Annotated in this window: 29 protein-coding genes and 1 pseudogene; 19 read left to right on the top strand and 11 right to left on the bottom strand. The window is 66.3% G+C overall.

What is annotated here, in order from left to right; genetic code table 11:
• Positions 1 to 35: 35 nt before the first annotated feature.
• Positions 36 to 308: a GNAT family N-acetyltransferase gene (locus BMX36_RS09450; RefSeq protein WP_093064671.1), complete on the top strand. Its 273-nt coding sequence runs from the start codon at positions 36 to 38 to the stop codon at positions 306 to 308.
• A 12-nt stretch (positions 309 to 320) separates the two neighbouring features.
• On the opposite strand, the gene BMX36_RS09445 is transcribed toward BMX36_RS09450, so the two are convergent.
• On the bottom strand, positions 321 to 2144 hold the full coding sequence (locus BMX36_RS09445) for an ABCB family ABC transporter ATP-binding protein/permease (RefSeq protein WP_093064669.1): 1824 nt from the start codon (positions 2142 to 2144) through the stop codon (positions 321 to 323).
• 119 nt (positions 2145 to 2263) lie between these two features.
• On the opposite strand from BMX36_RS09445, the gene BMX36_RS09440 reads away from it, so the two are divergent.
• Positions 2264 to 2494 carry a hypothetical protein gene (locus BMX36_RS09440; RefSeq protein ID WP_066777612.1) on the top strand — a complete coding sequence of 77 codons (231 nt, stop codon included), beginning with the start codon at positions 2264 to 2266 and terminating at the stop codon, positions 2492 to 2494.
• 369 nt (positions 2495 to 2863) lie between these two features.
• On the opposite strand, the gene clpA is transcribed toward BMX36_RS09440, so the two are convergent.
• Both clpA and BMX36_RS09430 read right to left on the bottom strand, forming a co-directional pair.
• Entirely contained in the window at positions 2864 to 5182 is a 2319-nt protein-coding gene (gene clpA / locus BMX36_RS09435; RefSeq protein ID WP_066777615.1) for an ATP-dependent Clp protease ATP-binding subunit ClpA, read from the bottom strand.
• 161 nt (positions 5183 to 5343) lie between these two features.
• A complete protein-coding gene (locus BMX36_RS09430; protein ID WP_066777633.1) occupies positions 5344 to 5541 on the bottom strand; it encodes a DUF1192 domain-containing protein in 198 nt (65 codons plus the stop codon).
• 84 nt (positions 5542 to 5625) lie between these two features.
• Between BMX36_RS09430 and BMX36_RS09425 the strand changes: the two genes are divergently transcribed.
• On the top strand, positions 5626 to 6627 hold the full coding sequence (locus BMX36_RS09425) for an NAD(P)H-quinone oxidoreductase (protein WP_177179107.1): 1002 nt from the start codon (positions 5626 to 5628) through the stop codon (positions 6625 to 6627).
• A gap of 135 nt (positions 6628 to 6762) precedes the next feature.
• Here the strand turns inward: BMX36_RS09425 and BMX36_RS09420 are convergent, their stop codons facing one another.
• Complete coding sequence (locus BMX36_RS09420; RefSeq protein ID WP_093064667.1) at positions 6763 to 8271, bottom strand: ABC transporter permease/substrate-binding protein; 1509 nt, start codon at positions 8269 to 8271, stop codon at positions 6763 to 6765.
• Complete coding sequence (locus tag BMX36_RS09415) at positions 8268 to 9038, bottom strand: ATP-binding cassette domain-containing protein (protein ID WP_093064665.1); 771 nt, start codon at positions 9036 to 9038, stop codon at positions 8268 to 8270. The genes BMX36_RS09420 and BMX36_RS09415 overlap by 4 nt, the downstream gene beginning before the upstream one ends.
• A 53-nt stretch (positions 9039 to 9091) precedes the next feature.
• Here BMX36_RS09415 and BMX36_RS09410 point away from each other — a divergent pair, with 53 nt between their 5' ends.
• Positions 9092 to 9871 carry an SDR family oxidoreductase gene (locus BMX36_RS09410; RefSeq protein ID WP_093065453.1) on the top strand — a complete coding sequence of 260 codons (780 nt, stop codon included), beginning with the start codon at positions 9092 to 9094 and terminating at the stop codon, positions 9869 to 9871.
• Between the two features lie 59 nt (positions 9872 to 9930).
• Here BMX36_RS09410 and BMX36_RS09405 read toward each other — a convergent pair whose 3' ends face one another.
• From BMX36_RS09405 to BMX36_RS09390, 3 genes are all read right to left on the bottom strand, one after another.
• Entirely contained in the window at positions 9931 to 10215 is a 285-nt protein-coding gene (locus tag BMX36_RS09405) for a hypothetical protein (protein ID WP_093064664.1), read from the bottom strand.
• 384 nt (positions 10216 to 10599) lie between these two features.
• Positions 10600 to 11037, bottom strand: coding sequence for a hypothetical protein (locus BMX36_RS09395; RefSeq protein ID WP_143058541.1), 438 nt, complete (start codon positions 11035 to 11037; stop codon positions 10600 to 10602).
• Positions 11038 to 11161: 124 nt separating this feature from the next.
• Positions 11162 to 12493 (bottom strand): NupC/NupG family nucleoside CNT transporter, encoded by a 1332-nt coding sequence (locus BMX36_RS09390; protein WP_256210712.1) that lies wholly within the window; start codon positions 12491 to 12493, stop codon positions 11162 to 11164.
• 204 nt (positions 12494 to 12697) lie between these two features.
• Here BMX36_RS09390 and BMX36_RS09385 point away from each other — a divergent pair, with 204 nt between their 5' ends.
• The 10 genes from BMX36_RS09385 (at position 12698) to BMX36_RS21695 (ending at position 20604) form a co-directional block, all read left to right on the top strand.
• A complete protein-coding gene (locus BMX36_RS09385) occupies positions 12698 to 13336 on the top strand; it encodes a queuosine precursor transporter (RefSeq protein ID WP_093064657.1) in 639 nt (212 codons plus the stop codon).
• A 153-nt stretch (positions 13337 to 13489) separates the two neighbouring features.
• Complete coding sequence (gene argB, locus BMX36_RS09380; RefSeq protein ID WP_093065451.1) at positions 13490 to 14392, top strand: acetylglutamate kinase; 903 nt, start codon at positions 13490 to 13492, stop codon at positions 14390 to 14392.
• 67 nt (positions 14393 to 14459) lie between these two features.
• Positions 14460 to 14759 (top strand): YggT family protein, encoded by a 300-nt coding sequence (locus tag BMX36_RS09375; protein ID WP_066778606.1) that lies wholly within the window; start codon positions 14460 to 14462, stop codon positions 14757 to 14759.
• Complete coding sequence (locus BMX36_RS09370) at positions 14756 to 15058, top strand: DUF167 domain-containing protein (protein WP_093065449.1); 303 nt, start codon at positions 14756 to 14758, stop codon at positions 15056 to 15058. The genes BMX36_RS09375 and BMX36_RS09370 overlap by 4 nt, the downstream gene beginning before the upstream one ends.
• Positions 15055 to 15924 (top strand): bifunctional methylenetetrahydrofolate dehydrogenase/methenyltetrahydrofolate cyclohydrolase FolD, encoded by an 870-nt coding sequence (gene folD / locus BMX36_RS09365; protein WP_066778607.1) that lies wholly within the window; start codon positions 15055 to 15057, stop codon positions 15922 to 15924. The genes BMX36_RS09370 and folD overlap by 4 nt, the downstream gene beginning before the upstream one ends.
• Complete coding sequence (locus BMX36_RS09360) at positions 15921 to 16523, top strand: hypothetical protein (RefSeq protein WP_256210711.1); 603 nt, start codon at positions 15921 to 15923, stop codon at positions 16521 to 16523. The genes folD and BMX36_RS09360 overlap by 4 nt, the downstream gene beginning before the upstream one ends.
• Entirely contained in the window at positions 16520 to 17137 is a 618-nt protein-coding gene (locus BMX36_RS09355) for a MarC family protein (RefSeq protein ID WP_066778613.1), read from the top strand. The genes BMX36_RS09360 and BMX36_RS09355 overlap by 4 nt, the downstream gene beginning before the upstream one ends.
• Positions 17138 to 17242: 105 nt before the next feature.
• Complete coding sequence (acs, locus tag BMX36_RS09350) at positions 17243 to 19180, top strand: acetate--CoA ligase (protein ID WP_093064655.1); 1938 nt, start codon at positions 17243 to 17245, stop codon at positions 19178 to 19180.
• 126 nt (positions 19181 to 19306) lie between these two features.
• Positions 19307 to 20230: a sulfotransferase domain-containing protein gene (locus BMX36_RS09345; RefSeq protein ID WP_093064653.1), complete on the top strand. Its 924-nt coding sequence runs from the start codon at positions 19307 to 19309 to the stop codon at positions 20228 to 20230.
• Positions 20231 to 20466: 236 nt separating this feature from the next.
• Complete coding sequence (locus BMX36_RS21695) at positions 20467 to 20604, top strand: hypothetical protein (protein WP_177179075.1); 138 nt, start codon at positions 20467 to 20469, stop codon at positions 20602 to 20604.
• A 412-nt stretch (positions 20605 to 21016) separates the two neighbouring features.
• On the opposite strand, the gene BMX36_RS09335 is transcribed toward BMX36_RS21695, so the two are convergent.
• Positions 21017 to 22750, bottom strand: a complete 1734-nt coding sequence (locus BMX36_RS09335; protein WP_177179074.1) for a fatty acyl-AMP ligase — start codon at positions 22748 to 22750, stop codon at positions 21017 to 21019.
• A 134-nt stretch (positions 22751 to 22884) separates the two neighbouring features.
• Between BMX36_RS09335 and BMX36_RS09330 the strand changes: the two genes are divergently transcribed.
• The 4 genes from BMX36_RS09330 to BMX36_RS09315 all read left to right on the top strand — a co-directional run bounded on the left by BMX36_RS09330 (position 22885) and on the right by BMX36_RS09315 (position 25100).
• A complete protein-coding gene (locus BMX36_RS09330) occupies positions 22885 to 23409 on the top strand; it encodes a regulatory protein RecX (protein ID WP_093064651.1) in 525 nt (174 codons plus the stop codon).
• A 73-nt stretch (positions 23410 to 23482) separates the two neighbouring features.
• A complete protein-coding gene (locus BMX36_RS09325) occupies positions 23483 to 24040 on the top strand; it encodes a cold-shock protein (protein ID WP_093065443.1) in 558 nt (185 codons plus the stop codon).
• A 4-nt stretch (positions 24041 to 24044) separates the two neighbouring features.
• Positions 24045 to 24530, top strand: a complete 486-nt coding sequence (locus tag BMX36_RS09320) for a DUF192 domain-containing protein (RefSeq protein ID WP_066778625.1) — start codon at positions 24045 to 24047, stop codon at positions 24528 to 24530.
• A gap of 177 nt (positions 24531 to 24707) precedes the next feature.
• Entirely contained in the window at positions 24708 to 25100 is a 393-nt protein-coding gene (locus BMX36_RS09315) for an NADH:ubiquinone oxidoreductase subunit NDUFA12 (protein WP_066775681.1), read from the top strand.
• On the opposite strand, the gene BMX36_RS22375 is transcribed toward BMX36_RS09315, so the two are convergent.
• The gene (locus tag BMX36_RS22375; RefSeq protein ID WP_371262860.1) at positions 25073 to 25453 is read right to left on the bottom strand and encodes a hypothetical protein; all 381 of its coding nucleotides are present in this window, start codon (positions 25451 to 25453) and stop codon (positions 25073 to 25075) included. The genes BMX36_RS09315 and BMX36_RS22375 overlap by 28 nt on opposite strands.
• Here BMX36_RS22375 and BMX36_RS22370 point away from each other — a divergent pair.
• Positions 25373 to 25540, top strand: a pseudogene (locus tag BMX36_RS22370) (DUF2155 domain-containing protein); the annotation flags it as partial. The gene BMX36_RS22375 and the pseudogene BMX36_RS22370 sit on opposite strands and share 81 nt — an antisense overlap.
• Positions 25541 to 25575: 35 nt before the next feature.
• Here the strand turns inward: BMX36_RS22370 and aat are convergent.
• Entirely contained in the window at positions 25576 to 26316 is a 741-nt protein-coding gene (gene aat / locus BMX36_RS09305; RefSeq protein ID WP_093064649.1) for a leucyl/phenylalanyl-tRNA--protein transferase, read from the bottom strand.
• Between the last annotated feature and the right edge of the window lie 16 nt (positions 26317 to 26332).

Below are 26332 nucleotides of genomic sequence, written 5' to 3'. Positions count from 1 at the left end.
GTGCATCCGGCGCCGCGATCGGCTAGGATCATCTCATGAACAATGTACGAGACAATCGGGCCGAACAGGAATTCGAGCTGGACCTGGACGGCCATCGCGCGGTCGCTGCCTATCAGCGGGAAGGCGATCGGATCGTCTTCACCCATACGGTCGTCCCCAGGGAGATCGAGGGGCGGGGCGTCGGCTCCAAGCTGATCCGCGCGGCGTTGGACAGCGCGCGCGATCAGAAGCTGAGGGTGGTGGCGCAATGCCCGTTCGTGGCCGCGTTCATCGCCAAGCATCCGGCGTATCGCGACCTCCTCGCCTGACGTCCGCGGGGGCTACTCGGCGACCTCTTCCTCCGCCTCGCGCCGCTCGTTCGCCTGGCGGGCCCATAATTCGGCATAGGTGCCGCCGGCGCGGAGCAGATCAGTGTGGGTGCCTTGCTCGACCACGCGGCCGGCCTCCAGCACGACGATCTTATCCGCATGAACCACGGTGGACAGGCGATGGGCGATGACGATGGTGGTGCGGCCACGTTCGATCGCCTCCAGCGTCGCCATGATGTCCGCTTCCGTCCGGCTGTCGAGCGCGCTCGTCGCCTCGTCCAGGATCAGCACCGGCGGATTCTTGAGCAGGGTACGCGCGATTGCCACGCGCTGCTTTTCGCCGCCCGACAGCTTCAAGCCGCGTTCGCCGACTCGGGTGTCATAACCGTCGGGCTGCGCCTCGATGAAGCCGGCGATCGCCGCGCCGCGCGCCGCCGCGCGGATCTCGGCCTCGCCGGCACCTTCGCGGCCATAGCCGATATTATAGCCGATCGTGTCGTTGAACAGCACCGTATCCTGCGGCACGATGCCGATCGCAGCGCGCAGTGACGCCTGGGATACGGCGGCGATATCCTGGCCGTCGATCGTGATCCGCCCGCCGGTAAGATCGTAGAAGCGGTAGAGCAGCCGCGCGAGCGTGGACTTGCCCGCGCCCGATGGGCCGACCACCGCGACCGTTGCGCCGGCGGGGATATCAAGGTCGATCCCCTTCAATATGTCGCGCTCAGGCTCATAGCCGAAGCGCACATTCTCGAAGCGGACGTGCCCGCTGCTGACCTCGATCGCCCGCGCGCCGGGCGCGTCGACCACTTCGGATGGCGTGTCGACGAGATCGAACATGGACCCCATGTCGATCACGCCTTGGCGGATCGTGCGATAGACCATGCCAAGGAGGTCAAGCGGGCGGAAGAGCTGCGAGAGCAGGGTCGACACCAGCACCACGTCACCCGCCGAAAAGCGGCCCTGCGCCCAGCCCCAGACAACGAACGCCATGCCGGCGCCCAGCATCAGGTTGGTGATCGCCGCCTGGCCGATGTTCAGCCAGGCTAGGCTGTTTTCCGACTTCACCGCTGCACGGGAATAAGCGGACATGGCTGCATCGTAGCGCCGTGCCTCGCGATCCTCGGCGCCAAAATATTTCACGGTCTCGAAGTTCAGCAGCGAATCCACGGCATGGGCTACCGCGCCGGTGTCGAGATCGTTCATCCGTTCGCGCAAGCTCGCGCGCCAGTCCGTCACCATCCGGGTGAACCAGATGTAGACGGCAACCATCAAGACCGTAGCCGCGACCAGCGGCCAGCCGAACTTCACCCAGAAAATGCCGAGCACCAGGCTGAGCTCGAGCACCGTCGGCGCGATGTTGAACAGGAGGAAATAGAGCATCGTGTCGATGCTCTTGGTGCCGCGCTCGACCACCTTGGTGACCGCGCCGGTGCGCCGTTCCAGGTGGAAGCGGAGCGACAGGTCATGCAGGTGGCGGAACACCTGGGCAGCAAGGCGGCGCGTCGCCTCTTGCCCGACCTTCTCGAACACCGTGTTGCGCAGATTGTCGAACAAGGTGGCGCCGAAGCGGGCGGCCGCATAGCCCAGCACCAGCAGAACCACGAGCGTGGTTGGCGAGCGCGGGATCGTCGCCATTCCGTCGACGGCGCCTTGCAGCGCGAAAGGCGCGCCATAAACCTGGACCAGCTTCGACACGATCACCAGCGCCATGGCGCCGACGACACGCAGCTTCATGCCCGGCGCATCGGCGGGCCAGAGATAGGGGAGAAATCGGCGAAGCGTCGGCCCAAGCGGGCGATCAACGCTGCGCCCGGTAGGATCGGACGGTGGCATTGCGACCTATGTCGGGGTGCGGCCGCGCCAGCGCAATGGGCGGGCGGACCGTCAAAAGAGCGTTAACGTCGGAACACCCGGCGAAGCCAATGCGTTGAATAGGCAGAGTGGAGGCGGGAATGCAACCGATTTTCTTCGTGCTGGCGATCATGGGCTGCGGCGACGACCAGCAGGCGTGCGCTGAGGCGCGTGTTGAGCCGGTTCGCTACGCCACCGTGCAGCAATGCCAGGCTGATCTGCCGGCGGCATTGGCGCGCAATACCGACCTGTCGTTCCCGGTGATCAGTGCCGCTTGCCGTGCCAATGGGCCGCAGTGGGTGAGCAAAAGCGAGGGTTCGCCGCGCGGGTGAGTTCTCGCGGGGAGGCGCATGATAGCGCTGTGAATGCCGTAAGGTCGAGGCCGCTACAGCCATCTTGATCGTCATGCCGGGCTTGTCCCGGCATCCAGCGTTCCGCGCTGCCCACAGTCGTTGCGTACCTGGAGGTCTGGATGCCGGGACGAGCCCGGCATGACGTCTTGCGCTAACCGCAGCACCATTCAGACCGTGTCACCCCGGACTTGATCCGGGGTCCGTGGTGCCGCGGACGCTATCCGCCGTTACGTCCCGCAGCGTTCGCGGATAGATGGATCCCGGATCAAGTCCGGTGCGACGGCTCATGCGCGGAGAGCGGCTTGCCAAACAAGAAGGGCGCCGGTCTCGCGACCAGCGCCCTTTCTATCACTCCGCTTCGACCTTCGCCTTGCCGCCTTTCTTGCGCGGCTTCTTGGGCGCCGCGCCGACGATTTCGAACGTCAGCGCATTGTCCTTCAGCTTCACTACGACCTCGCCGCCATGGACGAGCTTGCCGAACAGCAGTTCCTCGGCGAGCGGCTGCTTGATCTTTTCCTGGATCAGACGGCCCATCGGACGCGCGCCGTAGAGCTTGTCATAGCCCTTGTCGGTCAACCACTTGCGCGCTTCCTCGTCAAGCTTGATGTGGACGTCGCGATCGGCCAGCTGCAGCTCCAGCTGGAGGATGAACTTGTCCACCACGCGGGCGACGACCTCCGGCGGGAGGTAGCCGAACGGCACGATCGCATCGAGACGGTTGCGGAATTCCGGCGTGAACAGCCGCTGCACGGCCTGCTCGTCCTCACCCTCGCGGGAGAGATTGCCGAAGCCGAGCGTCTCGCGCGCCATGTCGCTTGCGCCCGCATTAGTCGTCATGATCAGGATGACGTTGCGGAAATCGACCGTCTTGCCGTGCTGGTCGGTCAGGCGGCCGTTGTCCATCACCTGCAGGAGGATGTTGAACAGATCCGGATGCGCCTTCTCGATCTCGTCGAGCAGGAGCACGCAATGCGGGTTCTGGTCGACCGCGTCGGTGAGCAGACCGCCCTGGTCGAAGCCGACATAGCCCGGGGGCGCACCGATCAACCGCGAGACCGAGTGGCGCTCCATATATTCGGACATGTCGAACCGCTGGAGCGGGATGCCCATGATGACGCTAAGCTGCTTGGCGACCTCCGTCTTGCCGACGCCAGTGGGGCCGGTGAAGAGGTAGTTGCCAATCGGCTTTTCGGGATCGCGCAGGCCGGCACGGCTGAGCTTGATCGCCGAGGCCAGGTTCTCGATCGCCTTGTTCTGCCCGAACACGACGCGCTTGAGATCGGTCTCGAGCGTCTCCAGCACTTTCTTGTCGTCGGTCGACACGCTCTTCGGCGGGATGCGGGCCATCGTCGCGATGACCTGCTCGATCTCCTTGGGGGTGATCGTCTTCTTCCGCTTGGACGGCGCCACGAGCATCTGCATCGCGCCAACTTCGTCGATAACGTCGATCGCCTTGTCCGGCAGCTTGCGGTCGTTGATGTACCGCGCGCTGAGTTCCACGGCCGACTTGATCGCGTCGGGCGTGTACTTGACGTCATGGTGGCTCTCGAAAGCCGATCGCAGGCCGGCGAGGATCTTGATCGTGTCCTCGATCGTCGGCTCGTTCACGTCGATCTTCTGGAACCGGCGCAGCAGCGCGCGATCCTTCTCGAAGTGATTGCGGAACTCCTTGTAGGTGGTCGAGCCGATGCAGCGGATCGTGCCGCCCGACAGCGCGGGCTTCAGCAGATTAGACGCATCCATCGCGCCGCCGCTGGTCGCGCCGGCGCCGATGACGGTGTGGATCTCATCGATGAAGAGCACCGCGTGCGGCAGCTTCTCCAGCTCATTGACGACCTGCTTCAGCCGCTCCTCGAAGTCGCCGCGATAGCGCGTGCCGGCAAGCAGCGCGCCCATGTCGAGCGAGTAGATGACGGCGGGCTTCAGCACGTCGGGCACGTCGCCCTCTACGATCTTGCGTGCGAGTCCTTCCGCGATGGCGGTCTTGCCGACGCCCGGATCGCCCACATAGAGCGGGTTGTTCTTCGAGCGGCGGCACAGGATCTGCACCGTGCGGTCAACCTCCGGCCCGCGGCCGATCAGCGGATCGACCTTGCCGTTGCGCGCCTTTTCATTGAGATCGACGGTGAACTGCTTGAGCGCGCTTTCGCCCTTGGCGCCCTTTTCGACCGGCTTCTTCTCTTCCTTGTCCTCAGCGCCCTTGGGGGTGGAGGCTTCCGGTGCGGACGCGCCCTTGCCGACGCCGTGGCTGATATAGCTGACGGCATCCAGCCGGCTCATGTCCTGCTGCTGCAGGAAATAGACGGCATAGCTTTCGCGTTCGGAGAAGAGCGCGACCAGCACGTTGGCGCCGGTCACTTCGTCGCGGCCGGATGACTGGACGTGCAGGATCGCACGCTGCACCACACGCTGGAAGCCGCTGGTGGGAGAGGGGTCGGTCTGCTGATCGACCTTCAATGCGCCAAGCTCGGTGTCGAGATAATGCGCGACGGTGGTTTTCAGTTCGCCGAGATCAACGCCGCACGCCGTCATCACCTGGCTGGCATGCTCGTCATCGACAAGCGCGAACAGCAGGTGTTCAAGCGTGGCATATTCGTGGCGCCGCGCGGACGCAGCCTCGAGCGCCTTGTGCAGCGTGGTCTCGAGAGCGCTGGCAAAGGATGGCATTCAGGATACTCCAACCGGGCCGTGGAGCGACGTCTGGGGGGCAGGCGTCCGGCCCTTTCCTACAATGTCGTGATTGGACCCGCCGGCATCAAGCAGCAGGCCGAAGGGCGTCGTGGCCCCGCATCGGCATATGGCATCGCGGCCAGCCGATGCTGCGCGGGTCATCGCTTGAACAGGGCGTCCGCGCTGGCGCGATGATTCACCGCATGGTCGATCTTCTTGCGACTGCGGGCGATTTCGCCCTCCAGCGCGGCGATCCGCGCCTCCAGCTCAGCCACCGACAGGCGATCGAGATCCTCTCGCAGCAAGGCGGTCAAGGGATCGTCGGGCCGGGACCCAAGGATATCATCCAGATCCATGAGGCGCATCGTTGACCGCTGCGGGTGCGAAGTCAATAAGGCCGCCCCATGCATTTGCCGATGCTTGGTGTGGGGGAAACGGCGATGAACGACATTCCGGCGATGATGCGGGCGATCGATCCCGAAGCACATGGCGGCCCGGAGGTGCTGACCCTGGTGGAGCGGCCCGTGCCGGTGCTGAAGCCGGGCGAGGTGCTGATCCGAGTCGCCGCAGCGGGTGTGAACCGGCCCGACGTGATGCAGCGCAAGGGCGTCTATCCGCCGCCGCCGGGCGCCCCCAGCATCTATGGTCTGGAAGTGTCGGGCGACGTGGTGGCGATGGCGCCCGACGTGGCGTCGCTGATGATCGGCCAGCCGGTCTGCGCATTGGTGGCCGGCGGCGGCTATGCCGATTATGTCGCCGCCCCGGCCGGCCAGTGCCTGCCCGTGCCGGAACTGATGTCCATGGTGGAAGCGGCAGCGATGCCCGAAACCCTGTTCACCGTGTGGACCAACCTGTTCGAGCGCGCCTACGCCAATGAAGGCGATACGGTGCTGGTCCACGGCGGCACCAGCGGCATCGGCACCATGGCGATCGCCTTGTGCAATATCTTCGGCGTTACGATCATCGTCACGGCGGGCTCGGACGACAAGGTCGCGGCGGCCCGAGCGCTCGGCGCTGATCACGCCATCAACTACAAGACCGAGGATTTCGTCGAGCGGGTGAAGGAAATCACTGGCGGCAAGGGCGTGACCGCCGTGCTGGACATGGTTGGCGGAGACTATGTTCCGCGCAATCTCAAATGCTTGGCGGAAGACGGCCGGCATGTCTCGATTGCGGTGCAGGGCGGGGCCAAGGCCACGATCCCGATCTTTGAGGTGATGATGCGCCGCCTGACGCTGACCGGCTCCACGCTCCGCGCGCGCGATCTGGGGTTCAAGGCGATGGTGGCCGACGAGTTGGCGCGCACCGTATGGCCGCACGCCGAGGCGGGGCGGCTGAAGCCGGTGATCGACAAGGTGTTCCCGCTGGCCGAGGCGGCGGAAGCGCACCGGCGCATGGAGGCGGGCGATCATGTGGGCAAGATCGTCCTGACGATGGAGTAAAACCTTCGCTCATGAAGAGCGTATGTTCCCCGGCGGAGGCCGGGACCCAGTTGGGAAAGGGCGCGTAACGACGCGCAGCGTGCACGATTTGCGTTCCCCACCTGGGCCCCGGCCTTCGCCGGGGTGCATAGAAGATTATCGGCCGATCCGCTCTGCGAGCCAGTTCGCCGCGGCCTCGGGCGTCGCCTTGTCACTGTCGCGATCAACCATGTAGTTCGCCTCGCGCATCGCTGCCACGTCGATCGCGCCGATCAGCGGGCGTAGTGCATCGGTGAACCGGGCGTCGTTGGCGCGGCGTGGCGCGATCAGCAGGATCGCGTCATAGCCGGGGATCGCCTGTTTCGGGTCGCTGAGCACGCGCAGCTTGTCCGCCGCGATCCGCCCGTCGGAGGAAAAGGCGCTGATCACGTCCGCCCGGCCGCTCGCCAGCGCACGGTACATGAAGGTCGGGCTGTATGGCGTCGCCTCGGCGAAGCGCATCGCATAGGCGCGCCGCACCGCCGCCCATTCCGGCCGCTCCAGAAACTCCAGGTCGGAGCCGAGCCGTAGCTGCGGCGAGCGGGCGGCGAGATCGCCAAGCGTCGCAATTCCCAGCCTCTGAGCCTCGCTCGCACGCATCGCGAACGCATAAGCATTCTCGAAACCGAGCGGCCCCAGCAGTGTCACCCCATGCGTGCGTTTCGCCCAGCCGGCGATGGCGCGCACCTGTGCGTCGCGCGGCGGTGCATCCGTGCGCTTCATCTGTCCGGTCCAGATCGTGCCGGCGTAATCGACGTAAACATCGATCGCCCCGCTCGCGACCGCCCCGAAGGCGACTGCCGAGCCGAGCCCGTCGCGATATTCGACCTCGTAGCCGGCCGCGCGCAACCGATCGCCGATGAGCCGCGCCAGGATGAACTGCTCCGAAAAGTTCTTGGCCCCGACCACGACGCGGTCACTGCCGGTGCGCCAGAGCGGGGCGGTCGCGGCCAGCGTGGCGCCAGCCAGGATCGCCAGCGCCGCCATCGTCAGCCAGCGCCGGCGGCGCGCCAGGCCGTATTCGGCCAGACCCAGCAGCGCATCCACTGCCAGCGCGAGCGCGGCGGCGGCAATGCATCCCGCCAGCACCAGCGGCCATGTCTGTGTCTGAAGCCCGGCAAAGATGAGGTCGCCGAGGCTCGGCTGGCCAACGGTGGTGGAAAGCGTCGCCGCGCCGATCGTCCACACCGCCGCGGTGCGGATCCCGGCGGTCAGCACCGGCAGCACCAACGGCGCCTCGACGATCCGCAGCTTCTGCCAGCGCGTCATGCCGATGCCGTCGGCGGCTTCGATCACCGCCGGATCCAGCCCCTGCAGTCCCGTCACCGTGTTCCGCAGGATCGGCAGCACGGCATATAGCGTGAGCGCGAGAAGCGACGGGAGGAAGCCGAGCGCCGGCACGCCGCCGATCCACAGCAGCACGGGATAGAACAACGCCAGCAGCGCAAGGCTGGGGATCGTCTGCACGATGCTCGCGCCGCCAAGCGCCAGCCGCGCCGCGAACGGACGGCGCGCGGACCAGAAGCCGAGCGGCACGGCGATCAGGACGCCCAGCGCGATGGCCGCCATGGCGAGCGTGAGATGCTGCGCCGCGAGAACGGGCACACGGCCCCAGGCATCGCTCATCGGGCGAGGTCCGCCAGGCGCTGCGCCTGCAGGCGGGGCACGGCGACCAGCGCCTGTGCCGCATCCCCGCCGCCGCCGGCCAGCAGCCCGGCCGGCGTCTCGTCCGCGACGATCCGCCCGTCGCGCATCACCAGCACGCGATCGGCCAGCAGCAAGGCCTCCGCCATGTCATGCGTGACCATCACCGTGGTGAGCCCGAGCCGCGCGTGTAGCGCCCGCACCGCCTTGCCAAGCGAATCGCGCGTCACCGGATCGAGCGCGCCGAACGGCTCGTCCATCAGCATCAGGCGCGGCCCTGCGGCCAGCGCGCGCGCGACACCGACGCGCTGGCGCTGCCCGCCGGACAGCGCGGCCGGCAGGCGCGTGGCCAGGCTGAGCGGCAGCTCAACTAGCTCGAGCAGCTCGCTGACGCGATCATCCGACCGCTGCCCTGCAAGGCGCAGTGGCAGCGCGACATTCTCCGCCACCGTGAGATGAGGAAATAGACCCACATTTTGAAAGACATAGCCGATGCCGCGGCGAAGCGCCGGGAGGGGAAGCCGGCGAACATCCTCGCCGTCGATGGTCACCTCGCCGGCTGTCGGCTCGACCAGCCGGTTGATCGTCTTCAGCAGAGTAGACTTGCCCGAGCCGGACGTACCCACCAACGCCACGAAACTGCCCGGTTCGATTCCGAGGGACACGCCATCGACAGCTGGAGCGGCGGCGCCAAACCGTTTGGTCACGTCGTGGAAGCCGACGGCAGGGCCACGCGATTCCACTGGCATCGACCGGGAGGATGCGGGATGCCGCGCTCCAGGTCAAACAAAGGAGCGGGGCCATGAAGACAATCCTGATCACCGGCGGCGGCTCGGGCATCGGTCGCGCGGTCGCCCGGCTGTTCTCCGAACGCGGCTGGCGGGTCGGCCTTGCCGACCGTGACGAGGCGGCGCTGAAGGCGACGGCGGCGATGCTGCCGGCCGATCGGACCACCAGCCATGTCATGGACGTGCGCTCGCCCGAGGATTGGGAGGAAGTGCTGGCCGAATTCACGCAAGCGAGCGGCGGGCGGCTGGACGTGTTGTTCAACAATGCCGGCGTGGCAGTAGGAGGGCCGTTCGGCGCCGCCTCGCTGGAGGAGATCGACCGCGCGCTGGACGTGAACATCAAGGGCGTCGTCTATGGCGCGCGGCTGGCCTATCCTTATCTCGCGGCGACGCCCGGCTCCTGCCTGCTCAACACGGCCTCGGCGGCGGGGATCTACGGCACGGCGGGAGCGGCGATCTATTCCGCGACGAAGTTCGCCGTACGCGGCCTGACCGAAGCGCTGGACGGCGAGTGGGCGGGCGAGAACATTCGCGTGCGCAGCCTGATGCCAGGCTTCATCGACACGCCGCTGCTCACCGCGGCGGTGGGCGGATCGAACCGCAGTGTGCGCGAAACGGTGGTCGAGGCGGGGCTGGAGTTCACTCCGGTGGAGACGGTCGCGGAAGCGGCCTGGACGGCGGTGCACGGCGACCGCCTGCACACGCTGGTGGGCAAGACGGCCCGGCGGCTGGCGTTCGCGTCGCGCTGGATGCCCGGCGGGCTGCGCAAGCGGATGCGGTTGGGCCGGGGGTGATCACCCGGCGTCTGGCGAGCGATGGTCGGTGATTTCGAACGAGCGGCCGACTTGGGTGGTTAGCTGCCGTTCCGCTTTTCGCGCATTCCGTACCGGATCGCGAGGCCGATCAAAGACCCTCCCATCGCGCCGATGCTGGACCCCGGCAGGGCAACAAACACCAAGGCCAACCCGCTGGTCGATCGTAAGTCTCCCGAATGAGCGTTCTGCCACCAGTTGAAGTAGGCCATCGTGGCGATGGGCATCATCCATAGGGCCGCACACCCAAGCTTGGCACTGCGGAAGGCCAATCCCACAATGAAGCCGAAGTTCGCGCCAGCAATCAGCAGGGTTTCAAAGGTCATCGCCGTTCCTGCATCCGGCGGCGGAATGTTCGCAAGTGGGCCTTATCGATTTTACACTTTCGATCGCGCCAAGACGGCCTTGTAGAGCGCGAAGCAACTTAACGCAGCAAGCGCGGCTAAGCCGACGATTGCATTGGCCCAGCCCCAAAAGTCGTCATCCTTCGAAGGGTTGAACGACCAATCGCCGTAAGAGATTGCCCAAACGGCCATACCGCAGGCGACAGCGACTGCCGCCCAGACGACACGCTCCGCAACGCGATCAGCTTTCCGCCATCGATCCATCACAACAACCTACAGAAAAGCGGGATGTCCGCAATTGGGAGGCAGCCCGTCGGTCATGGGCGACCAGATCGGGTTGGTTAGCGGTCAATACCGCTACTTGGCTTAGTAGCCGATATCGCTGAACCGAAGCGCCCCGAGGTCGCGGGTCTTTAGATCGACGGTGTCGCCGGCTGAGTCTCCGAGTTGAAATCCCTCTAGAGTGTTCGAACCCTGCTCCGAACACCACAGGATGAAGCCCATCAAGGCGTCTTCGCCCATGTCGAGCATTCGGGCAATCGGGCCGGGAATCATGTTCTCCCAACGTTCATCTTGGAGAGGCGCCGTTCGAAACTTTGTGTAAAAGCCGTGACCAGTATTGTCGCGACTAACCACGGTTGCCGTGGAAAGAATCTCTTGTAGCCCGGGAATGGAAGGACGCTCCACCAGGCAAATCGCATCGAGGATGCTCCTCTCCAGGTGTGTGAACGTCAGCATTTTGACTCGATAGATCGCTTCACCGATGTTCGCCACTGGGCGTAAAGCCGCGGTCACAGTCGTCATGCTGAGCTTGTTTCAGCATCCTTTTTCAACCGGCAACGTCGCCTCTTTGGTTGCGTTGAACCCTGAAACGAGCTCAGGGTGACGGACCGCCTGGGGCGCTGTGCTGGTCGCCGACCAGCGTCGATTACCCGATCAGCAGCCCCGCCAGCGCGGCGGACATGAGGTTCGCGAGGCTGCCCGCGAGCAGCGCGCGGATGCCGAGTTTGGCGATCATCGGCCGCTGATTGGGCGCGAGGTTGCCGGTTACCGCCATCTGGATCGCGATGGAGGAGAAATTGGCAAAGCCACACAGCGCGAAGGTGACGATCGCAACGGTGCGGGGCGACAGTTCCGCCGCCTGCTTGCCAAGGTCGATATAGGCGACGAACTCGTTGAGCACGATCTTCTGGCCGAACATGCCGCCAGCGCGCAGCGCCTCGTCCCACGGCACGTTGATGAGGAACATGATCGGCGCGAAGAGATAGCCGAGCAGCATCTGGAAGCTGAGGTCCGGCCGCCCGAACAGGCCGCCGATCCCGCCGAGGATGCCGTTCGCCAGCGCCACCAGCGCCACAAATGCCAGCACCATCGCGCCGACTGCCACGGCGAGCCGCACGCCGGTCTGCGCACCCTGCGCGGCGGCCATGATGAGGTTGGCGGGCTTTTCCTCGTCATGCGTCGCTTCGGGCATCGGCTCGCCGGCCGGTTCCTCGACGGGAAGCGCGGCGGGATGCGCGTTCATGCGCGCTTCGGAAACGCGGATCTCGATATCGGGGTCGGGCAGGTCGCCGAGCGGCAGCTCGCCTTCGGGCGGCATGCTGCGGTCGGGCATGATGATCTTCGCCATCAGGATGCCGCCAGGCGCGGCCATGAAGCTGGCAGCGAGCAGGTAATCGATGCGGATGCCCATGGAGGCGTAAGCGGCGAGGATCGTGCCCGCGACGCCCGCCATGCCGCTGGTCATCACCGTGAACAGCTGGGACGGCGTCAGCCCCGCCAGATAGGGGCGGATGACGAGCGGCGATTCGGATTGGCCCACGAAGACGTTGGCCGCCGCGCACAGGCTTTCCACCTTGGACACGCCGATCACCTTCTCGATCGCGCCGCCCAGCCAGCGGACGATCAATTGCATGACGCCGAGATAATAGAGGATCGAGACAAGGCTGGCGAAGAAGATGATCACCGGCAGCGCGGCGATGGCGAAGCTGTTGCCGCCGATCGCGGGCGAGGCGAGCGGCCCGAACAGGAAGTCCACACCCGCCTTGGCATAGCCGAGCAGGTTGGACACGCCGGCCGACAGCGTGGACAGCACGCGCTTGCCCCAGTCGACGTAGAGCACCATCACCGCGATGCCGACCTGCAGCGCGAAGGCGCTGGCGACGACGCGTGGGCGGATCGCCCGCCGATCGGTGGACAGGGCAACGGCAAGACCGAGAATGACCAGAATACCGGCAATGCCGATGAGAAGACGGCTCAAGTGCGGACAACCCCCGTTCGCGGGCGGAGCTCGCCAAGCCCTGCCGAATTTTTTGCGCGTCGCATCATAGAGAAAGGGTCGGCGCTTCGACAAGCGCTGGCGTGGCATTTGCGCGCGTTATCGCGCGCGGGGCGGCCGTTTTCGGGCCGGCCGGCATGACAGAAATGCTTCCGTGAATGCCGTTCCCGATGCTACCGGCTGGCGATGGAATCGCCTGTCCCAGCGCCGATCGCGCGCTCGCTCTTCGCCTTTTCGATCTTTTACGGCGGCATGGTGTGCATCGCCGGCGTGCTCGGCAACAAGCAGGTCGCGCTTGGCCCGCTGGCGGTAGAGGCGGGCATCTTCGCCTTTCTGTTGCTGGTCGCGACATCCAGCGCGATCGCGGAGCTCCATGGGCGGCATGTCGCCAATCGATTGGTGCAGATCGGGTTCATTCCGCTGATCGTGTCGCTGTTGCTGACGCTGGTGGTGCTCGCCGCGCCCGCTTCGCCGGCGATGGAGCCCGAGCGCCTGAATGCATTCGACCTGATGATGACGGGCACGCCGCGCATCTGGCTGGGCGGCATCGTCGCTTATGGCACGTCCCAGACGCTGAATGTCACCATCTTCGCTGCGCTGAAGGGCGGCGAGGGCAGCCGGCTGTTGTGGCTGCGGTCAGCCGTCGCCAGCGTGCTGTCGCAGATCGTGGACACGTTGCTGTTCGTGACCATCGCCTTCTACGGCGTGTTCCCGATCGGTGAGCTGCTGATCGGGCAGATGATCGCCAAGGTCGTGCTGTCGATCGTGCTGGTGCCGCCGCTGATCTACGGCTTCGTGGCGCTGGGCCGGCGGCTGGACAGATAGGTTCGTTCGCCCTGAGCTTGTCGAAGGGCGCGTCAAAAGCGTGTCTTGCGGGGCACGTGCTTCGACAGGCCCAGCACGAAGGTCAGGGAAGTCATTTTCGCGCGAACGGAGCGGCAGGTTTCGCTGCCGGGCGCTTATGCTAATGGCCCGCTCATGACCGATCACACCCCTTCGCCCGAACTGCTCGCCAAGGCCGAGACGCTCGTCGAGGCACTGCCCTATCTTCAGCGTTATGCCGGCGCGACCTTTGTCGTGAAATACGGCGGGCACGCGATGGGCGATCCCGAGGCGCAGCGCGACTTCGCCGAGGATGTGGTGCTGATGAAGGCGGTCGGCATCAACCCGGTCGTCGTTCACGGCGGCGGGCCGCAGATCGGATCGATGCTGAAGCGGCTGGGCGTCGAATCGCGCTTCGTCGACGGGCTGCGCGTGACCGACGCGGAGACGGCGCATATCGCGGAAATGGTCCTCGCCGGATCGATCAACAAGCAGATCGTCTCCTGGATCGCCGCCGCCGGTGGCCGCGCGGTCGGCATCTCGGGCAAGGACGCCGGGCTCGTGCAGGCCGAGAAGGTCGGCCGCAGCGAGCCGGATCAGCTGCAGGGCATCGAACGCAAGGTGGACCTTGGCTTCGTGGGCGAGCCGGTGGCGGTGGACCGCCGCATCATCGACACGCTGAGCCGCGACGGGATCATTCCCGTGATCGCGCCGATCGGCATCGGGGCGGATGGGCACACCTACAACATCAACGCGGACACCATGGCGGGCGCGATCGCCGCCGCCCTGGGCGCAAAGCGGTTCTTCCTGCTCACGGACGTCGCGGGTGTGCTGGACAAGCAGGGCGAGCTGATGACCGACCTGACGCCGCAGGACGTCGCCGGACTGCGCACCGACGGCACCATTTCGGGCGGCATGATCCCGAAGCTGGAAACCTGCGTCGCCGCGGTCGAAGCGGGCGTCGACGCGGCGGTCGTGCTCGACGGCCGGGTGCCGCACGGCATGTTGCTGGAAATCTTCACCCGCCGCGGGGCCGGCACGCTGATCCGCAAGGCTTGATCGGCCCACGCTTCGTGCCCAACTGTGCTAACGGAATGATACACCCGAACGGAGATTGCCCTTGTTGATGCTCACCATCGTCCAGATCCTTCAGGTCCTGCTGAACGTGGTCTGGTGGGTCATCGTCATCCAGTTCGTGTTGTCGCTGCTGGTCGCGTTCAACGTCGTCAACATGCAGTCCAACTTCGTCCGCTCGCTGTATCAAGGCCTCGATCGCCTGACCGAGCCGATGTACCGGCCGATCCGCCGCATCCTGCCGCAGACGGGCGGCATCGATTTCGCACCGGCGGTGGTGCTGATCGCGATCGCGGTCCTCACCATCATCCTGAACAATGTGCAGGCCAGCGTCGTGATGGGCGGCATCTGAGCGCGTGGCGGATCGGCGATAACGGCCTTGCCATCGCCGTCCGCCTGACGCCGCGCGGCGGACGCGACGCGCTGGAGCCTGGCCCGCCCGAACATTTCGCGGCGCGGGTCAGCGCGCCGCCGGTCGATGGCGCCGCCAACGTGGCGCTGATCGCCCTGGTGGCCAAGACATTCGGCGTCTCGCGCGGCGCGGTACGCATCACCGGCGGCGAGACGGCGCGGCTGAAGCGATTGTTGGTCATGGGCGAGCCCGCCGCGCTGGCGCGCATCGCTGCGAGCCTCTATGGCCAGCAGGCATGACGGCACGGAACATCGACGGAAAAGCATTTGCCGCCGGCCTGCGCGCACGCGTGGCCGAAGGCGCGGCGGAGATCATGGACAAGGCGGGGCGCAAGCCGGGGCTTGCCGTGGTACTGGTGGGGGAAGATCCGGCATCCGCCGTTTATGTCCGTTCGAAGGGCAAGGCGACGGTGGCCGCCGGCATGGAAAGTTTCGAACACCGGCTGTCGGCGGATACCAGCCAGGAAGCGCTGGAGGCGCTGGTCGACCGGCTGAACACCGATCCGGCAGTGGATGGCATTCTGGTGCAACTGCCGCTGCCGCGCCACCTGAACGAAAGCGCGATCATCACGCGCATCAATCCCGACAAGGACGTGGACGGCTTCCATCCGGTGAATGCCGGGCGGCTGGCGACTGGCCTGCCGGGGTTTGTGCCGTGCACGCCGCTCGGCTGCCTCCTGCTCCTGCGCGACGTGCTGGGCGATCTTTCCGGCAAGGATGCGGTGGTTATCGGGCGTTCCAACATCGTCGGCAAGCCGATGGCGCAGCTGCTGATCGGCGACAGCTGCACCGTCACCGTCGCCCATTCGCGCACCCGTGATCTGCCTGATGTGGTGAAGCGGGCCGATATCGTCGTTGCCGCCGTGGGCCGCGCGGGCATGGTGAAGCCGGACTGGATCAAGCCGGGCGCCACCCTGATCGACGTGGGTATCAATCGGACCGAGACGGGACTGGTCGGCGACATCGACCCGGCCTGCGCCGAGGTGGCGGGCGCGATGACCCCGGTGCCCGGCGGAGTGGGGCCGATGACCATCGCGGTCCTGCTGCGCAATACCCTGGTATCCGCCGCCCGCCGCGAGCGCGTCTCCCTGTCGCAGGACATATGAGCGTGCTGCTCGCTCTGCTGCTGGCGGGTGCCGCGCCCCAGACCGCGGTAGATGCGGAACGCGCCTTTGCCGCCGACGCGCAGAAGCTGGGGCAGTGGACTGCTTTTCGGAAGTGGGCGGCGAAGGACGCGATCTTTCTGCCGCCGAATCCGGTCGCCGTCGCGCTGAAGGATGTGCCGGATCCGCCGGTGGCGGTCGATTGGTGGCCGACCGCCAGCTTCGTTTCCTGCGATGGCGCGACCGCGGCGAATACGGGCGGGGCGCTGTGGCCCGGCGACCGATCGAGCTACTTTTCGACTATCTGGCGCAGGCAGGCTGATGGCGCATGGCGCTTCCTGCTCGACCATGGCGCTGACCTGACCGCCGCGCGTGCTCGGATGGCACAGCCGGTGGTGCGCCAGGCGTCCTGCACGGGAACGCCGGCCCACGATGCCGAAGCGGACGATGAAGGCGGCGTCTCCGCCGATGCCACGTTGCGGTGGCACTGGCGCGTCGCGCCGGAGGGCGGACATCGCTTCACCGTGCAGCTGTGGACAGGCACTGGCTATGAAACGGTGATCGACGATCAGGTCCCCGCGCCGCGGCCGAAGCGTTCATGATCGAACTCTATATCTCCGCCCTCATCACCTTCTTCGTGGTGATCGATCCGCCCGGCTGCGCGCCGATCTATGCCGGGCTGACCAGCCGCGCCGGCATCGCCGAGCGCCGGACCATGGCCATCCGGGCGGTCGGCGTGGCAGCGGCGATCCTCCTCGTCTTCGCGCTGTTCGGCGAAAAGCTGCTCAAGGGCCTTGGCATCGAGCTGGCGTCGTTCCGGATCGCCGGGGGTGTCATGCTGTTCCTCATCGCGCTGGAAATGGTGTTCGAGAAGCGCACCCAGCGCCGCGAGGATCGCGCTGCGAGCATCACGCCGGAGGAGGCGGAAGACGTCTCGATCTTCCCCATGGCGATGCCGATGATCGCCGGGCCGGGCTCGATCGCCAGCGTCATGCTGCTGATGGCGCGCAACGACGGTCTGGAGCGATCGCTGGTCGTGCTGGCGGCGCTCGCCACGATCCTGCTCCTGACGCTCGCCGCGCTGCTTGCCGCGGGGCCGCTGATGCGCCTGCTGGGCCACAAGATCGAGGCGGTGATCACGCGCCTGCTGGGCGTGCTGCTGGCCGCGCTTGCGGTGCAGTTCGTCATCGACGGTGTGCTGGAGCAGATCCGCTGACCTGACGTGATGCCGCGACGTTCGACGGTCGCGGGCGATTTCGCGTCCAAGACGGTTGCCAACCCTCCTTTCCCGCGGCCATCAGGCGGGAAAAGGAGATGATGCATGGCCGAGCAGCTGCTGTACCCCGTGCCCAGCGAATGGGCCGCCGAGGCGAAGGTCGATTTCGCCGCTTATGAGGCGATGTACGCGGCCGCAGCGGCTGATCCCGACGCCTTCTGGCTGGAACAGGCGCAGCGGCTCGAATGGATCAAGACGCCGACGGTCGCAGGCGAATGGTCATTCGACGAGGCGGACTTCGGGATCAGCTGGTTCAAGGATGGCATGCTCAACGTCGCGGCCAACTGCCTCGACCGCCACCTGGCGACCCGCGGCGATCAGACCGCGATCATCTGGGAACCGGACGAGCCGGGCGAGGAGCCCCGGCGCTACACCTATGCGCAGCTCCACCAGGAGGTTTGCCGCTTCGCCAATGTCCTGAAGGGGGAGGGCGTCGGCAAGGGCGACCGGGTCACCATCTACCTGCCGATGATCCCCGAGGCTGCCTTCGCGCTGCTCGCCTGCGCCCGGATCGGCGCAATTCATTCGGTTGTGTTCGGCGGATTTTCGCCCGACGCGCTGGCCGGCCGCATCCAGGATTGCGATTCGCGCGTGGTGATCACGGCCGATTGCGGCCGGCGTGGTGGCAAGCGGATCCCGCTGAAGGCCAATGTCGACGCCGCCGCGCCGCGTGCGCCCAGCCTGGAAAAGGTAATCGTCATCAAGGCGACGGGTGACGAGGTGCCGATGCATGATCGCGATGTCTGGTATCACGAGGCCGCGGCCAACGTATCGGCCGATTGCGCGCCCGAGCCGATGAAGGCGGAGGATCCGCTGTTCATCCTCTACACCTCCGGTTCAACGGGCAAGCCCAAGGGTGTGCTGCACACCACCGGCGGCTATCTGCTCTGGGCCAGCTTTACCCATGATCTCGTGTTCGATCACCGGCCGGGCAACGTCTTCTGGTGCGCGGCCGACATCGGCTGGGTCACGGGGCACACGTATGTGATCTATGGCCCGCTGGCGAACGGGGCCACGACGCTGATGTACGAAGGGCTGCCCAACTGGCCGGACGCGAGCCGCATCTGGCAGGTGGTCGACCGGCATCAGGTGCATACCGTGTTCACCGCGCCGACGGCGCTGCGCGCGCTGATGAAGGAAGGAGACGCACCGGTGAAGGCGACCAGCCGCAAGAGCCTGAAGCTGCTCGGCACGGTAGGCGAGCCGATCAATCCGGAGGCGTGGCGCTGGTATCATGAAGTGGTGGGCGAGGGGCGTTCCCCGATCGTCGACACCTGGTGGCAGACGGAGACCGGTGGCGCGCTGATCGCCCCGCTCCCCGGGGCGACCGATCTCAAGCCCGGTTCCGCCACCAAGCCGCTGCCGGGCGTCCACCCGCAATTGGTGGACGAGAACGGCCAGGTGCTGGACGGCGCGGTCAGCGGCAATCTGTGCATCACCGCGAGCTGGCCGGGGCAGATGCGCACCGTCTGGGGCGATCACGACCGCTTCTTCCAGACCTATTTCACGACCTATCCCGGCAAATATTTCACCGGCGACGGGTGCCGCCGTGACGAGGACGGTTATTACTGGATCACGGGCCGGGTGGATGACGTGCTCAACGTTTCCGGCCACCGCATGGGCACCGCCGAGGTGGAAAGTGCGCTGGTTCTCCACCCCAAGGTGGCGGAGGCGGCCGTGGTGGGCATGCCGCATGACGTGAAGGGACAGGGTATCTACGCCTATGTCACGCTCAACTCGGGCGTTGCCGCGTCCGACGACCTCGCGGCGGAGCTGCGCCAATGGGTGCGCCGCGAAATCGGGCCGATCGCCAGCCCCGACGCTATCCAGTTCGCGCCTGGCCTGCCCAAGACCCGCTCGGGCAAGATCATGCGCCGCATCCTGCGCAAGATCGCGGAAGGGGAGGTGGAGAGCCTTGGCGACACGTCCACGCTGGCCGATCCGGGCGTCGTCGACGATCTGGTCGCAAACCGGGCGCAATAAGCAGCGACCAAGCTGCGACCGACGTGCAAGTATTTGAAGCGGCGCGATTAAGTGAAATCGCGTCGCTTTGACGCTGGCCGCGCTTCATGATTAGCCATCGACGTTCCTTTCAAGGGGAAGTCGATCATGACCCATGCTTTCGCACTGCCGGTAAAGACCCGCGAGTTTCAGAACCATCATTTCGATTCCACGATCTGGAACGACTTCACCTTTCGTGACGACGACATCATCGTTTCCACTTACGGCAAGTCGGGGACAACCTGGACCCAGCAGATCGTGGCCCAGCTGCTGTCCGGCGGCGACGCCGCCTTTGCCGTTGCCGAGCTGTCGCCCTGGGTCGACATGCGCATTCCCGGCCGGGACGTGCTGCTGCCGATGCTGGAAGCGCAGTCCCACCGCCGTTTCCTGAAGACGCACCTGCCGGTCGACGCGCTCGTCTTCTCGCCGCGGGCCAAATATATCTATGTCGGCCGCGATGGGCGCGACGTGGCGTGGAGCCTGTACAACCACTATCGCGCCTTCACGCCCGAGGCGCTGTCGCTGATCAACGATACGCCGGGCCGCGTCGGGCCGCCGATCCCGCCGGCGGGCGATGACGTCCACGCCTTCTGGCGCACCTGGTTTGCGCAGGACGGCGCGCCTTTCTGGTCCCTGTGGGAGAATGTGCGCAGCTGGTGGGCGATCCGCCATCTCCCGAACGTGCTGATGCTGCATTTCGAAGATCTGAAGCGTGATCTTCCGGGCGAGATGCGCCGGATTGCCGCCTTCCTCGGCATCGCCGTCGACGAGGCGCGCTTCCCCGTGCAGGTGGAGCATTGCACCTTCGACTGGATGCGGCGGCATGGAGAGGCCGTTGTGCCGATGGCCGGCGCGATCTTTGAGAACGGCACTCGATCCTTCATGAACAAGGGTACGAACGGCCGCTGGCGCGATGTCCTGACGGTCAGCGAAAGCGCCGCTTACGAGTCGCGGGCGCGGGCGGAACTGGGGCCGGAATGCGCCCGCTGGCTGTGCGACGGCGATGCCCAGATGCTGCCCTTGGCGGCCTGACGATCGTCGCGGCGCCTCCGTCGCACGATTCAACGAGGATTCCGCGCGCTTAGTCACGCCAGCGCGGAGAATCGCTTGACGTGCGTCAAGACTCACTGTCCACCTACCCCATAATATCCACCATGCCGTAAACCCTTGGGGGGGTCGCATTGGGTCAGCAAGACGACGGCGCTTGGCTCACCGCTGAGCTGTTAGAACGCATCCTGGGTTCGGCACGGGCGGCAGGCCCGCATCTGATGATCTCGCGCGGGGATTGTCAGCAGACGCTTGACGCCCTGACCCGGCAAGGCTGGGTGCAGGAAAAGCGCGGGCATATCGTGCTGACCGCCAAGGCACGCGCGCGGCGGCGTACGACGGAAGCGCAGGCCGCCTGAACGCGGGCGGGCGGCGCGCTCCAGTGATCGTGATCGGCTTTCGGACCCAAGTTGGGAGCTTTGCGAACCGCTTCGGCGGCGCCGATAATCCGCATCATCCCGGCCCCATTGCCGGGTTCCACTGCACCGCGCACCCAAAGGTTTGACGTTTGCGGCTTGGTGGATGCCAGGACGAGGCACGACGTGCAGAGTTTCGCAAGAATTCTGAAAAGACCGTCGCCTGGTCAGGCGACAGACTTGGCATGCGCAGCGCACGTTCCCACTGCCTTGCGGCTAAGCCCACCCTTCGCCGGAAGGGTAGTCCTGATCAGCTCGGGTGAGCTTCAACTGAAACCGTGTGCTGCGCCGTGCTCGCCATCGGGCATGGCAAGCGGCGGCGGAGATGTCCCCGCCGCTGGTCAAACCCTGCGCCTCAGGCAGCGACGGCGTAAGGCTTGATTTCGCCCGACAGATACAGATTGCGCGCCTTGGCGCGGCTCAGCTTGCCCGAGCTCGTGCGCGGCAGCGTGCGCGGCGGGATCAGCTCGATTACGCAGTTCATGCCGGTCACCGCACGCACGCGATCGCGGATCTCGTCTCGCAGGCGGCTGCGCTCCTCATCGTCGGAGGTGCGGCACTGCACCAGCACTGCCGGCGTCTCTTCGCCGCCTGGGGTGGTGATGGCGAAGGCGGCAATATCGCCCTGCTTGAAGCCGGGGAGCTGCTCCACCGCCCATTCGATGTCCTGCGGCCAATGGTTGCGGCCGTTGACGATGATCATGTCCTTCGCCCGACCGACGATGTAGATATAGCCATCCGAGAGATAGCCCATGTCGCCGGTGTCGAGCCAGCCGCCCTTCATGCAGGCGTCGGTCGCTTCGGGATCGCGGAAATAGCCGACCATCACCGATGGGCCGCTGCACCACACCTTGCCGATCGCGCGTTCGGGGAGCGGCGTGCCGTCTTCCTCGCGGATCTCCACCTTCATGTCGCGCACCGGCTTGCCGCAATTGACGATCGCGCGATAGCGCTGCGGACGATCCTGCCCGGCGGGCACGCCCGAAAGCTGTGTCTCCTCGACCAGCTCAACGCGAATGCCCTCGCCCGGCGGCATGATCGACACGGCGAGCGTCGCCTCGGCGAGGCCGTAAGAAGGGAGGAAGGCGCGTGCTTGGAAACCGGCATCCGCGAAGGCGTCGACGAAGCCCTGCATCACGTCGGGCCGGATCATGTCGGCGCCATTGCCCGCGAGCCGCCAGCGCGACAGGTCGAACCGGTCGGCGGCCTTGGTCTGGCTCGACATGCGCCGCGCGCAGATATCGTAGCCAAAGGTCGGCGAATAGCTGATCGAGGTGCCCGGATTGCGGCTGATGAGGTCGAGCCAGGCGAGCGGGCGCCGCGCGAAATCCTCGGTCTTCAGGTAATCGACCGACACCTGGTTGGCGATCGGCGACAGGAAGCAGCCGACCAGACCCATGTCGTGATACCAGGGCAGCCACGAAATGCAGCGGTCGCTCTCGATCAGCTCCATGCCGTGCGCATGTGCCGCCAGATTGTTCAGCAGCGCGTGATGGGTGATCGCTACGCCATGCGGGAAGCGCGTGGAGCCGCTGGAATATTGCAGATAGGCAATATCGTCGCCAGAGGCCGCGGGCAGCGCCACAGGCTCCGCCGCGCGCGACAGCAGATCGCCCCAGTCGACGCCCGTCGTGCCGGTCGCGGCCGCGGCGGCGCCGGCCATTTCCGACAGTTCCGGCGGATAGATCAGCATCACCGGATCACAGCTTTGCAGCTGCACGCGAAGCTGGTCGATATAGGATTCCTTGCCGCCAAACGACGTCGGAAGGGGGAGCGGCACCGGCCAGGCACCGGCATAGACGGTGCCGAAGAACAATGCGGCGAATTCCGCGCTGGTTTCCGCAACAAGCGCAACGCGGTCGCCAGGCGCGATCCCTGCGGCGATCAGGCGAAACGCCGCCGCCTTCGCGTCGGTTTGCAGCTCGCGAAACGGGTACGGGCGGACCAGCGTGCCGCGCGCATCGTGGAAGTTCAGCCCGCGCTCGCCCTGCGCCGCATAGTCGAGCGCTTCGCCAAGCGTGGCGAAGTCGGCGAATCGGCGCGGCTTCGAATCGCTGCTCGGGGTGGGGATCGGGGTCGCGCTCGTCATGTTTGTTTTGCTCAAAATCTCGCTCGTGGTGCCTCGGGGGCGCCGACGCTTATCAGGACGGCCACGTGCCGGGCCGGGCATCTGATAGAACGCCACGTTCAAATTCCAATGTCACTGTGGCAACAAGAAGGCGGATGACCAACGATCGACGCTCTCCGCCGCCGCTGGACGCCGCCAAGCTGGAGGCGCTGGCGTTGCGCTATGTCGAGCGGTTTGCCACCACGCGCGGCAAATTGGCGAGCTATCTTGCGCGAAAGGTGCGGGAACGGGGATGGACCGGCGCCCCTGTCGATCCGGCCGAGCTTGCGGACCGGATGGCGGGCCTGGGTTACATCAACGACGGTTTGTTCGCCGAAGCGCGGGCGCGTTCGCTCACCCGCCGGGGCTATGGCGTGCGACGGGTGTCCCAGGCGCTGCGCGCGGCCCATGTGGAGGAAGACGATGCCGCGCCCGTGTTGGAGCAAAGCGCGGCCGAGGCCCTGTCGAGCGCCCTGGCGCTTGCCCGCCGCCGCCGCTTCGGCCCCTTTGCGCAGGTACCGGCCGATGATCGCACGCGCGAACGGCAGATCGCGGCCATGTTGCGTGCAGGTCATTCCTTCACCCTCGCCCGGCGCATCGTTCAGGCGGCACCGGGAGAGGTGCCGGAGGGCGATCAATGATACCGGTATCCACTCTGCGTGTTGTGCAGCGCGACAACCATGCTAGCGTGTTTTTCCGGGGGAATGGATGAACATGCGCAGCGACCCGCCTGAGGACGGTGATGAAACTGGCGCCTTGCTGAGCGAGGATGATGGCGTGCGCGTTGCGGGCACGCTGAAGTGGTTCGACGTGACCCGCGGCTTCGGCTTCCTGGTGCCCGATGAGGCGGAGATCGGCGATGTGCTGATTCATTTTTCCGTTCTTCAGCCGCTTGGCCGCCGTAGCTTGCCGGAAGGCACCCGGATCAGCGCCGTCGCGATCCGGCGCGAGCGCGGCTATCAGGCGCGCGAAATCCTGACGATCGACACCTCCACCGCCGTTGAGCCCGCCCCCCGGCCGGTCAACCGGGTCGACCCGCTGACGCTGATCGACGAAGCCGGCGATTGGGAGCCGGTGTCGGTGAAGTGGTTCAATCGCCTGAAGGGATATGGTTTTCTCGTGCGGGATGGCGCGCCGGGCGATATCTTCGTGCATATGGAAACGCTGCGCCGCGGCGACATCGCGGAGATCCTGCCCGAGGAGCGGCTGCGCGCGCGGGTGGTTGACGGGCGCAAGGGGCCGATGGCGGTCAGCGTCGTACGGGAGAATTGAACCAATGAAGCTTCACGGCCTGGCGGCGCTGGCGCTGCTGATCGGCGCGTCGGCCTGTACCGGTCGCGATGCGGCGGCGACTGCGGGAAATGAGGCGGCACAGGCGCCGCTTACCGAAGTGACCATCGCCAGCGCGAATGGACGGCACGTCTTCCGGGTGGAAATCGCCGACACGGTCGCCAAGCAGCAGCGCGGCCTCATGTACCGGACGGACATTCCCAAGGACGGCGGCATGTTGTTCGCACCCTATCCGCCCGAAGGCGGCGGCCCGCGGGAGGCGAGCTTCTGGATGCGCAACACGCCCTCTCCGCTCGACATCATCTTCATCCGTGCCGATGGCACCATCGCGCGCATCGCCGAGAATACCGTGCCCTTCTCGGAAGCGCAGGTTCCTTCGGGCGAACCGGTCGCGGCGGTGCTGGAGCTGAACGGCGGCCGCTCGGCCGAGCTCGGTATTGCGGAAGGCGACAAGGTCACCTGGGCAAAGTGAGCGGCGGCGCCCCCGCCGCTTGGGGGCTGGGCGGGGGGGGGGGGCTGGCTCCACGAGCGTTGGGGTATGCTTCCGGCCGTCGACATCGCCGTCCCGCGAGAGTTGCGCCTTCTGCCGGTCGTCTTCGAGTCACATGCCATTGAAGCCGCGCGCGCCAGACGCTAAGCGCCGGGCGACATGGGCATCAACCTTAACCCCTTCACCTGGTGGAACGGCGCCACCATCGGCACCTGGTTCGGCTTGCGCGGCAAGACGCGCATCGGCGAGGACGCGCTTGGCAACGTCTATTACGAGGGCGGCAGCGACACGGCGGGCAATCCGCGCCGCTGGGTGATCTACAATGGCGCGAACGATGCCAGCCGCGTGCCGCCGGAATGGTTCAGCTGGCTGCACCGCCATGTGGATGCGGCGCCCGAGCGTGCGCTGCCGCCGCCGCGTGCGTGGCAGAAGCCGGCGCGGCCGAACCTGACCGGCACCCCGGAGGCGTATCGGCCGACCGGCGCACTGGAAAAGGGCGGTCACCGCCAGTCTGCGACCGGTGATTACGAGGCGTGGAGCCCCGACGCGTGAAGCCGGCGGTCGCGGCCGGCGCGCTTGCCGTTGCCGCATTGCTTGGGGTTGGTGCGTGGCAAGGCGCGCGCTGGCTTGGCGGCGATGGTGACGATACGCGGCCCGCGACCAGCCAGCAGGTGCCCAACGCCGCGGACGACGATACGCCGTCCGATGTCGTGACGGTGGAGGGCGATGCAGCGCCGGTGGATGCCGGCAGCACGCCCATGGCGCAGCGCAGCGCCGTGATCGGCCTGCTCAACAAGCGCAACGGCGTCAGCCGCGATCTCACCATGAAGCCGGGGCAGGCGCTGCGTGTGGGGGACACGGTGGTGCGTCTGCGCGCCTGCGAGCGTACCGCCCCGTGGGAGCAGGAGCAGCTGACCGGCGCATTCCTCCAGCTCGACGTGCGCGGCAGCGACGAAAAGTGGCGTCGGGCCTTTTCTGGCTGGCTCTACAAGGAGCGGCCGACGCTCAACGTGGTGCAGCACCCCATTTATGATGTGTGGCCCAAGAGCTGCACGATGTCCTTCCCGGACAAGGGGCCGGAAACCGACGTGCTCGCACCACCGTCCAGCGCGCGGAAATCAGCCCCCGGGGTACGCCAGGAGCCGCCCCCGCGTGCCGAGGATGGCCCAAGCACCTCCGACAGCGCGTCGCCTAGCAACGCCATATAGTCCTCCCGGTCGATCTCGATCGCGCCGAGCGAGGCGAGATGATCGGTCATGAACTGGCAGTCCAGCAGGGTGAAGCCGCCAAAGCGCAGCCGCGCCACCAGCGCCGCCAGCGCGGTCTTGGATGCGTCGGCGGTTCGGCTCACCATGCTTTCGCCGAAAAAGGCGCGCCCAATCGCCAGGCCATAGAGGCCGCCTACCAGGCGATGCCCCTCCCAGCATTCGATCGAATGGGCAAAGCCGGCAGCGTGCAGTTCCAGGAAGACTCGCTCGATCGACGGGTTGATCCAGGTTTCCGGCCGGTCGCTGGCCGCTTCGGCACATAGCGCGATGACCGATTGAAAGGCCGTATCGGCAGTCAGCCTGAAACGTTCGGAACGCAGCGTCTTGCGCAGGGATCGGGACAGGTGAAAGCCGTCCAGCGGCAGGACGGCGCGTCGCCGCGGCTCTACCCAATAGACGCCCGGCGCATCGCGGGCATCGGCCATCGGAAACACGCCAACGGCATAAGCGCCCAGCACGGATGCCGGATCGAGCACGTCATAGGAACGATGGCGCGTCATGGCTGGCGCGCATGAT

Source organism: Sphingomonas sp. OV641 (assembly GCF_900109205.1).
Taxonomy (GTDB): domain Bacteria; phylum Pseudomonadota; class Alphaproteobacteria; order Sphingomonadales; family Sphingomonadaceae; genus Sphingomonas.
Note: the sequence above shows the minus strand (reverse complement) of the source record. Positions and strands in the feature narration are given on the sequence as shown.

Excerpts from the sequence above, each read along its gene's own strand:
- BMX36_RS09410 (WP_093065453.1), top strand. The coding sequence starts at position 9,092 with ATGAAGACAATCCTGATCACCGGCGGCGGCTCGGGCATCGGTCGCGCG.
- BMX36_RS09430 (WP_066777633.1), bottom strand. The coding sequence starts at position 5,541 with ATGGATCTGGATGATATCCTTGGGTCCCGGCCCGACGATCCCTTGACC.
- BMX36_RS09385 (WP_093064657.1), top strand. The coding sequence starts at position 12,698 with ATGGAATCGCCTGTCCCAGCGCCGATCGCGCGCTCGCTCTTCGCCTTT.
- BMX36_RS09335 (WP_177179074.1), bottom strand. The coding sequence starts at position 22,750 with ATGACGAGCGCGACCCCGATCCCCACCCCGAGCAGCGATTCGAAGCCG.
- clpA (WP_066777615.1), bottom strand. The coding sequence starts at position 5,182 with ATGCCATCCTTTGCCAGCGCTCTCGAGACCACGCTGCACAAGGCGCTC.
- BMX36_RS09445 (WP_093064669.1), bottom strand. The coding sequence starts at position 2,144 with ATGCCACCGTCCGATCCTACCGGGCGCAGCGTTGATCGCCCGCTTGGG.
- BMX36_RS09440 (WP_066777612.1), top strand. The coding sequence starts at position 2,264 with ATGCAACCGATTTTCTTCGTGCTGGCGATCATGGGCTGCGGCGACGAC.
- BMX36_RS21695 (WP_177179075.1), top strand. The coding sequence starts at position 20,467 with ATGATCTCGCGCGGGGATTGTCAGCAGACGCTTGACGCCCTGACCCGG.
- BMX36_RS09330 (WP_093064651.1), top strand. The coding sequence starts at position 22,885 with ATGACCAACGATCGACGCTCTCCGCCGCCGCTGGACGCCGCCAAGCTG.
- BMX36_RS09450 (WP_093064671.1), top strand. The coding sequence starts at position 36 with ATGAACAATGTACGAGACAATCGGGCCGAACAGGAATTCGAGCTGGAC.
- BMX36_RS09415 (WP_093064665.1), bottom strand. The coding sequence starts at position 9,038 with ATGCCAGTGGAATCGCGTGGCCCTGCCGTCGGCTTCCACGACGTGACC.
- BMX36_RS09420 (WP_093064667.1), bottom strand. The coding sequence starts at position 8,271 with ATGAGCGATGCCTGGGGCCGTGTGCCCGTTCTCGCGGCGCAGCATCTC.
- BMX36_RS09405 (WP_093064664.1), bottom strand. The coding sequence starts at position 10,215 with ATGACCTTTGAAACCCTGCTGATTGCTGGCGCGAACTTCGGCTTCATT.
- BMX36_RS09325 (WP_093065443.1), top strand. The coding sequence starts at position 23,483 with ATGCGCAGCGACCCGCCTGAGGACGGTGATGAAACTGGCGCCTTGCTG.
- BMX36_RS09315 (WP_066775681.1), top strand. The coding sequence starts at position 24,708 with ATGGGCATCAACCTTAACCCCTTCACCTGGTGGAACGGCGCCACCATC.
- argB (WP_093065451.1), top strand. The coding sequence starts at position 13,490 with ATGACCGATCACACCCCTTCGCCCGAACTGCTCGCCAAGGCCGAGACG.
- BMX36_RS09425 (WP_177179107.1), top strand. The coding sequence starts at position 5,626 with ATGAACGACATTCCGGCGATGATGCGGGCGATCGATCCCGAAGCACAT.
- BMX36_RS09345 (WP_093064653.1), top strand. The coding sequence starts at position 19,307 with ATGACCCATGCTTTCGCACTGCCGGTAAAGACCCGCGAGTTTCAGAAC.
- acs (WP_093064655.1), top strand. The coding sequence starts at position 17,243 with ATGGCCGAGCAGCTGCTGTACCCCGTGCCCAGCGAATGGGCCGCCGAG.
- aat (WP_093064649.1), bottom strand. The coding sequence starts at position 26,316 with ATGACGCGCCATCGTTCCTATGACGTGCTCGATCCGGCATCCGTGCTG.
- BMX36_RS09395 (WP_143058541.1), bottom strand. The coding sequence starts at position 11,037 with ATGACGACTGTGACCGCGGCTTTACGCCCAGTGGCGAACATCGGTGAA.
- BMX36_RS09375 (WP_066778606.1), top strand. The coding sequence starts at position 14,460 with ATGCTCACCATCGTCCAGATCCTTCAGGTCCTGCTGAACGTGGTCTGG.
- BMX36_RS09355 (WP_066778613.1), top strand. The coding sequence starts at position 16,520 with ATGATCGAACTCTATATCTCCGCCCTCATCACCTTCTTCGTGGTGATC.
- BMX36_RS09320 (WP_066778625.1), top strand. The coding sequence starts at position 24,045 with ATGAAGCTTCACGGCCTGGCGGCGCTGGCGCTGCTGATCGGCGCGTCG.
- folD (WP_066778607.1), top strand. The coding sequence starts at position 15,055 with ATGACGGCACGGAACATCGACGGAAAAGCATTTGCCGCCGGCCTGCGC.
- BMX36_RS09360 (WP_256210711.1), top strand. The coding sequence starts at position 15,921 with ATGAGCGTGCTGCTCGCTCTGCTGCTGGCGGGTGCCGCGCCCCAGACC.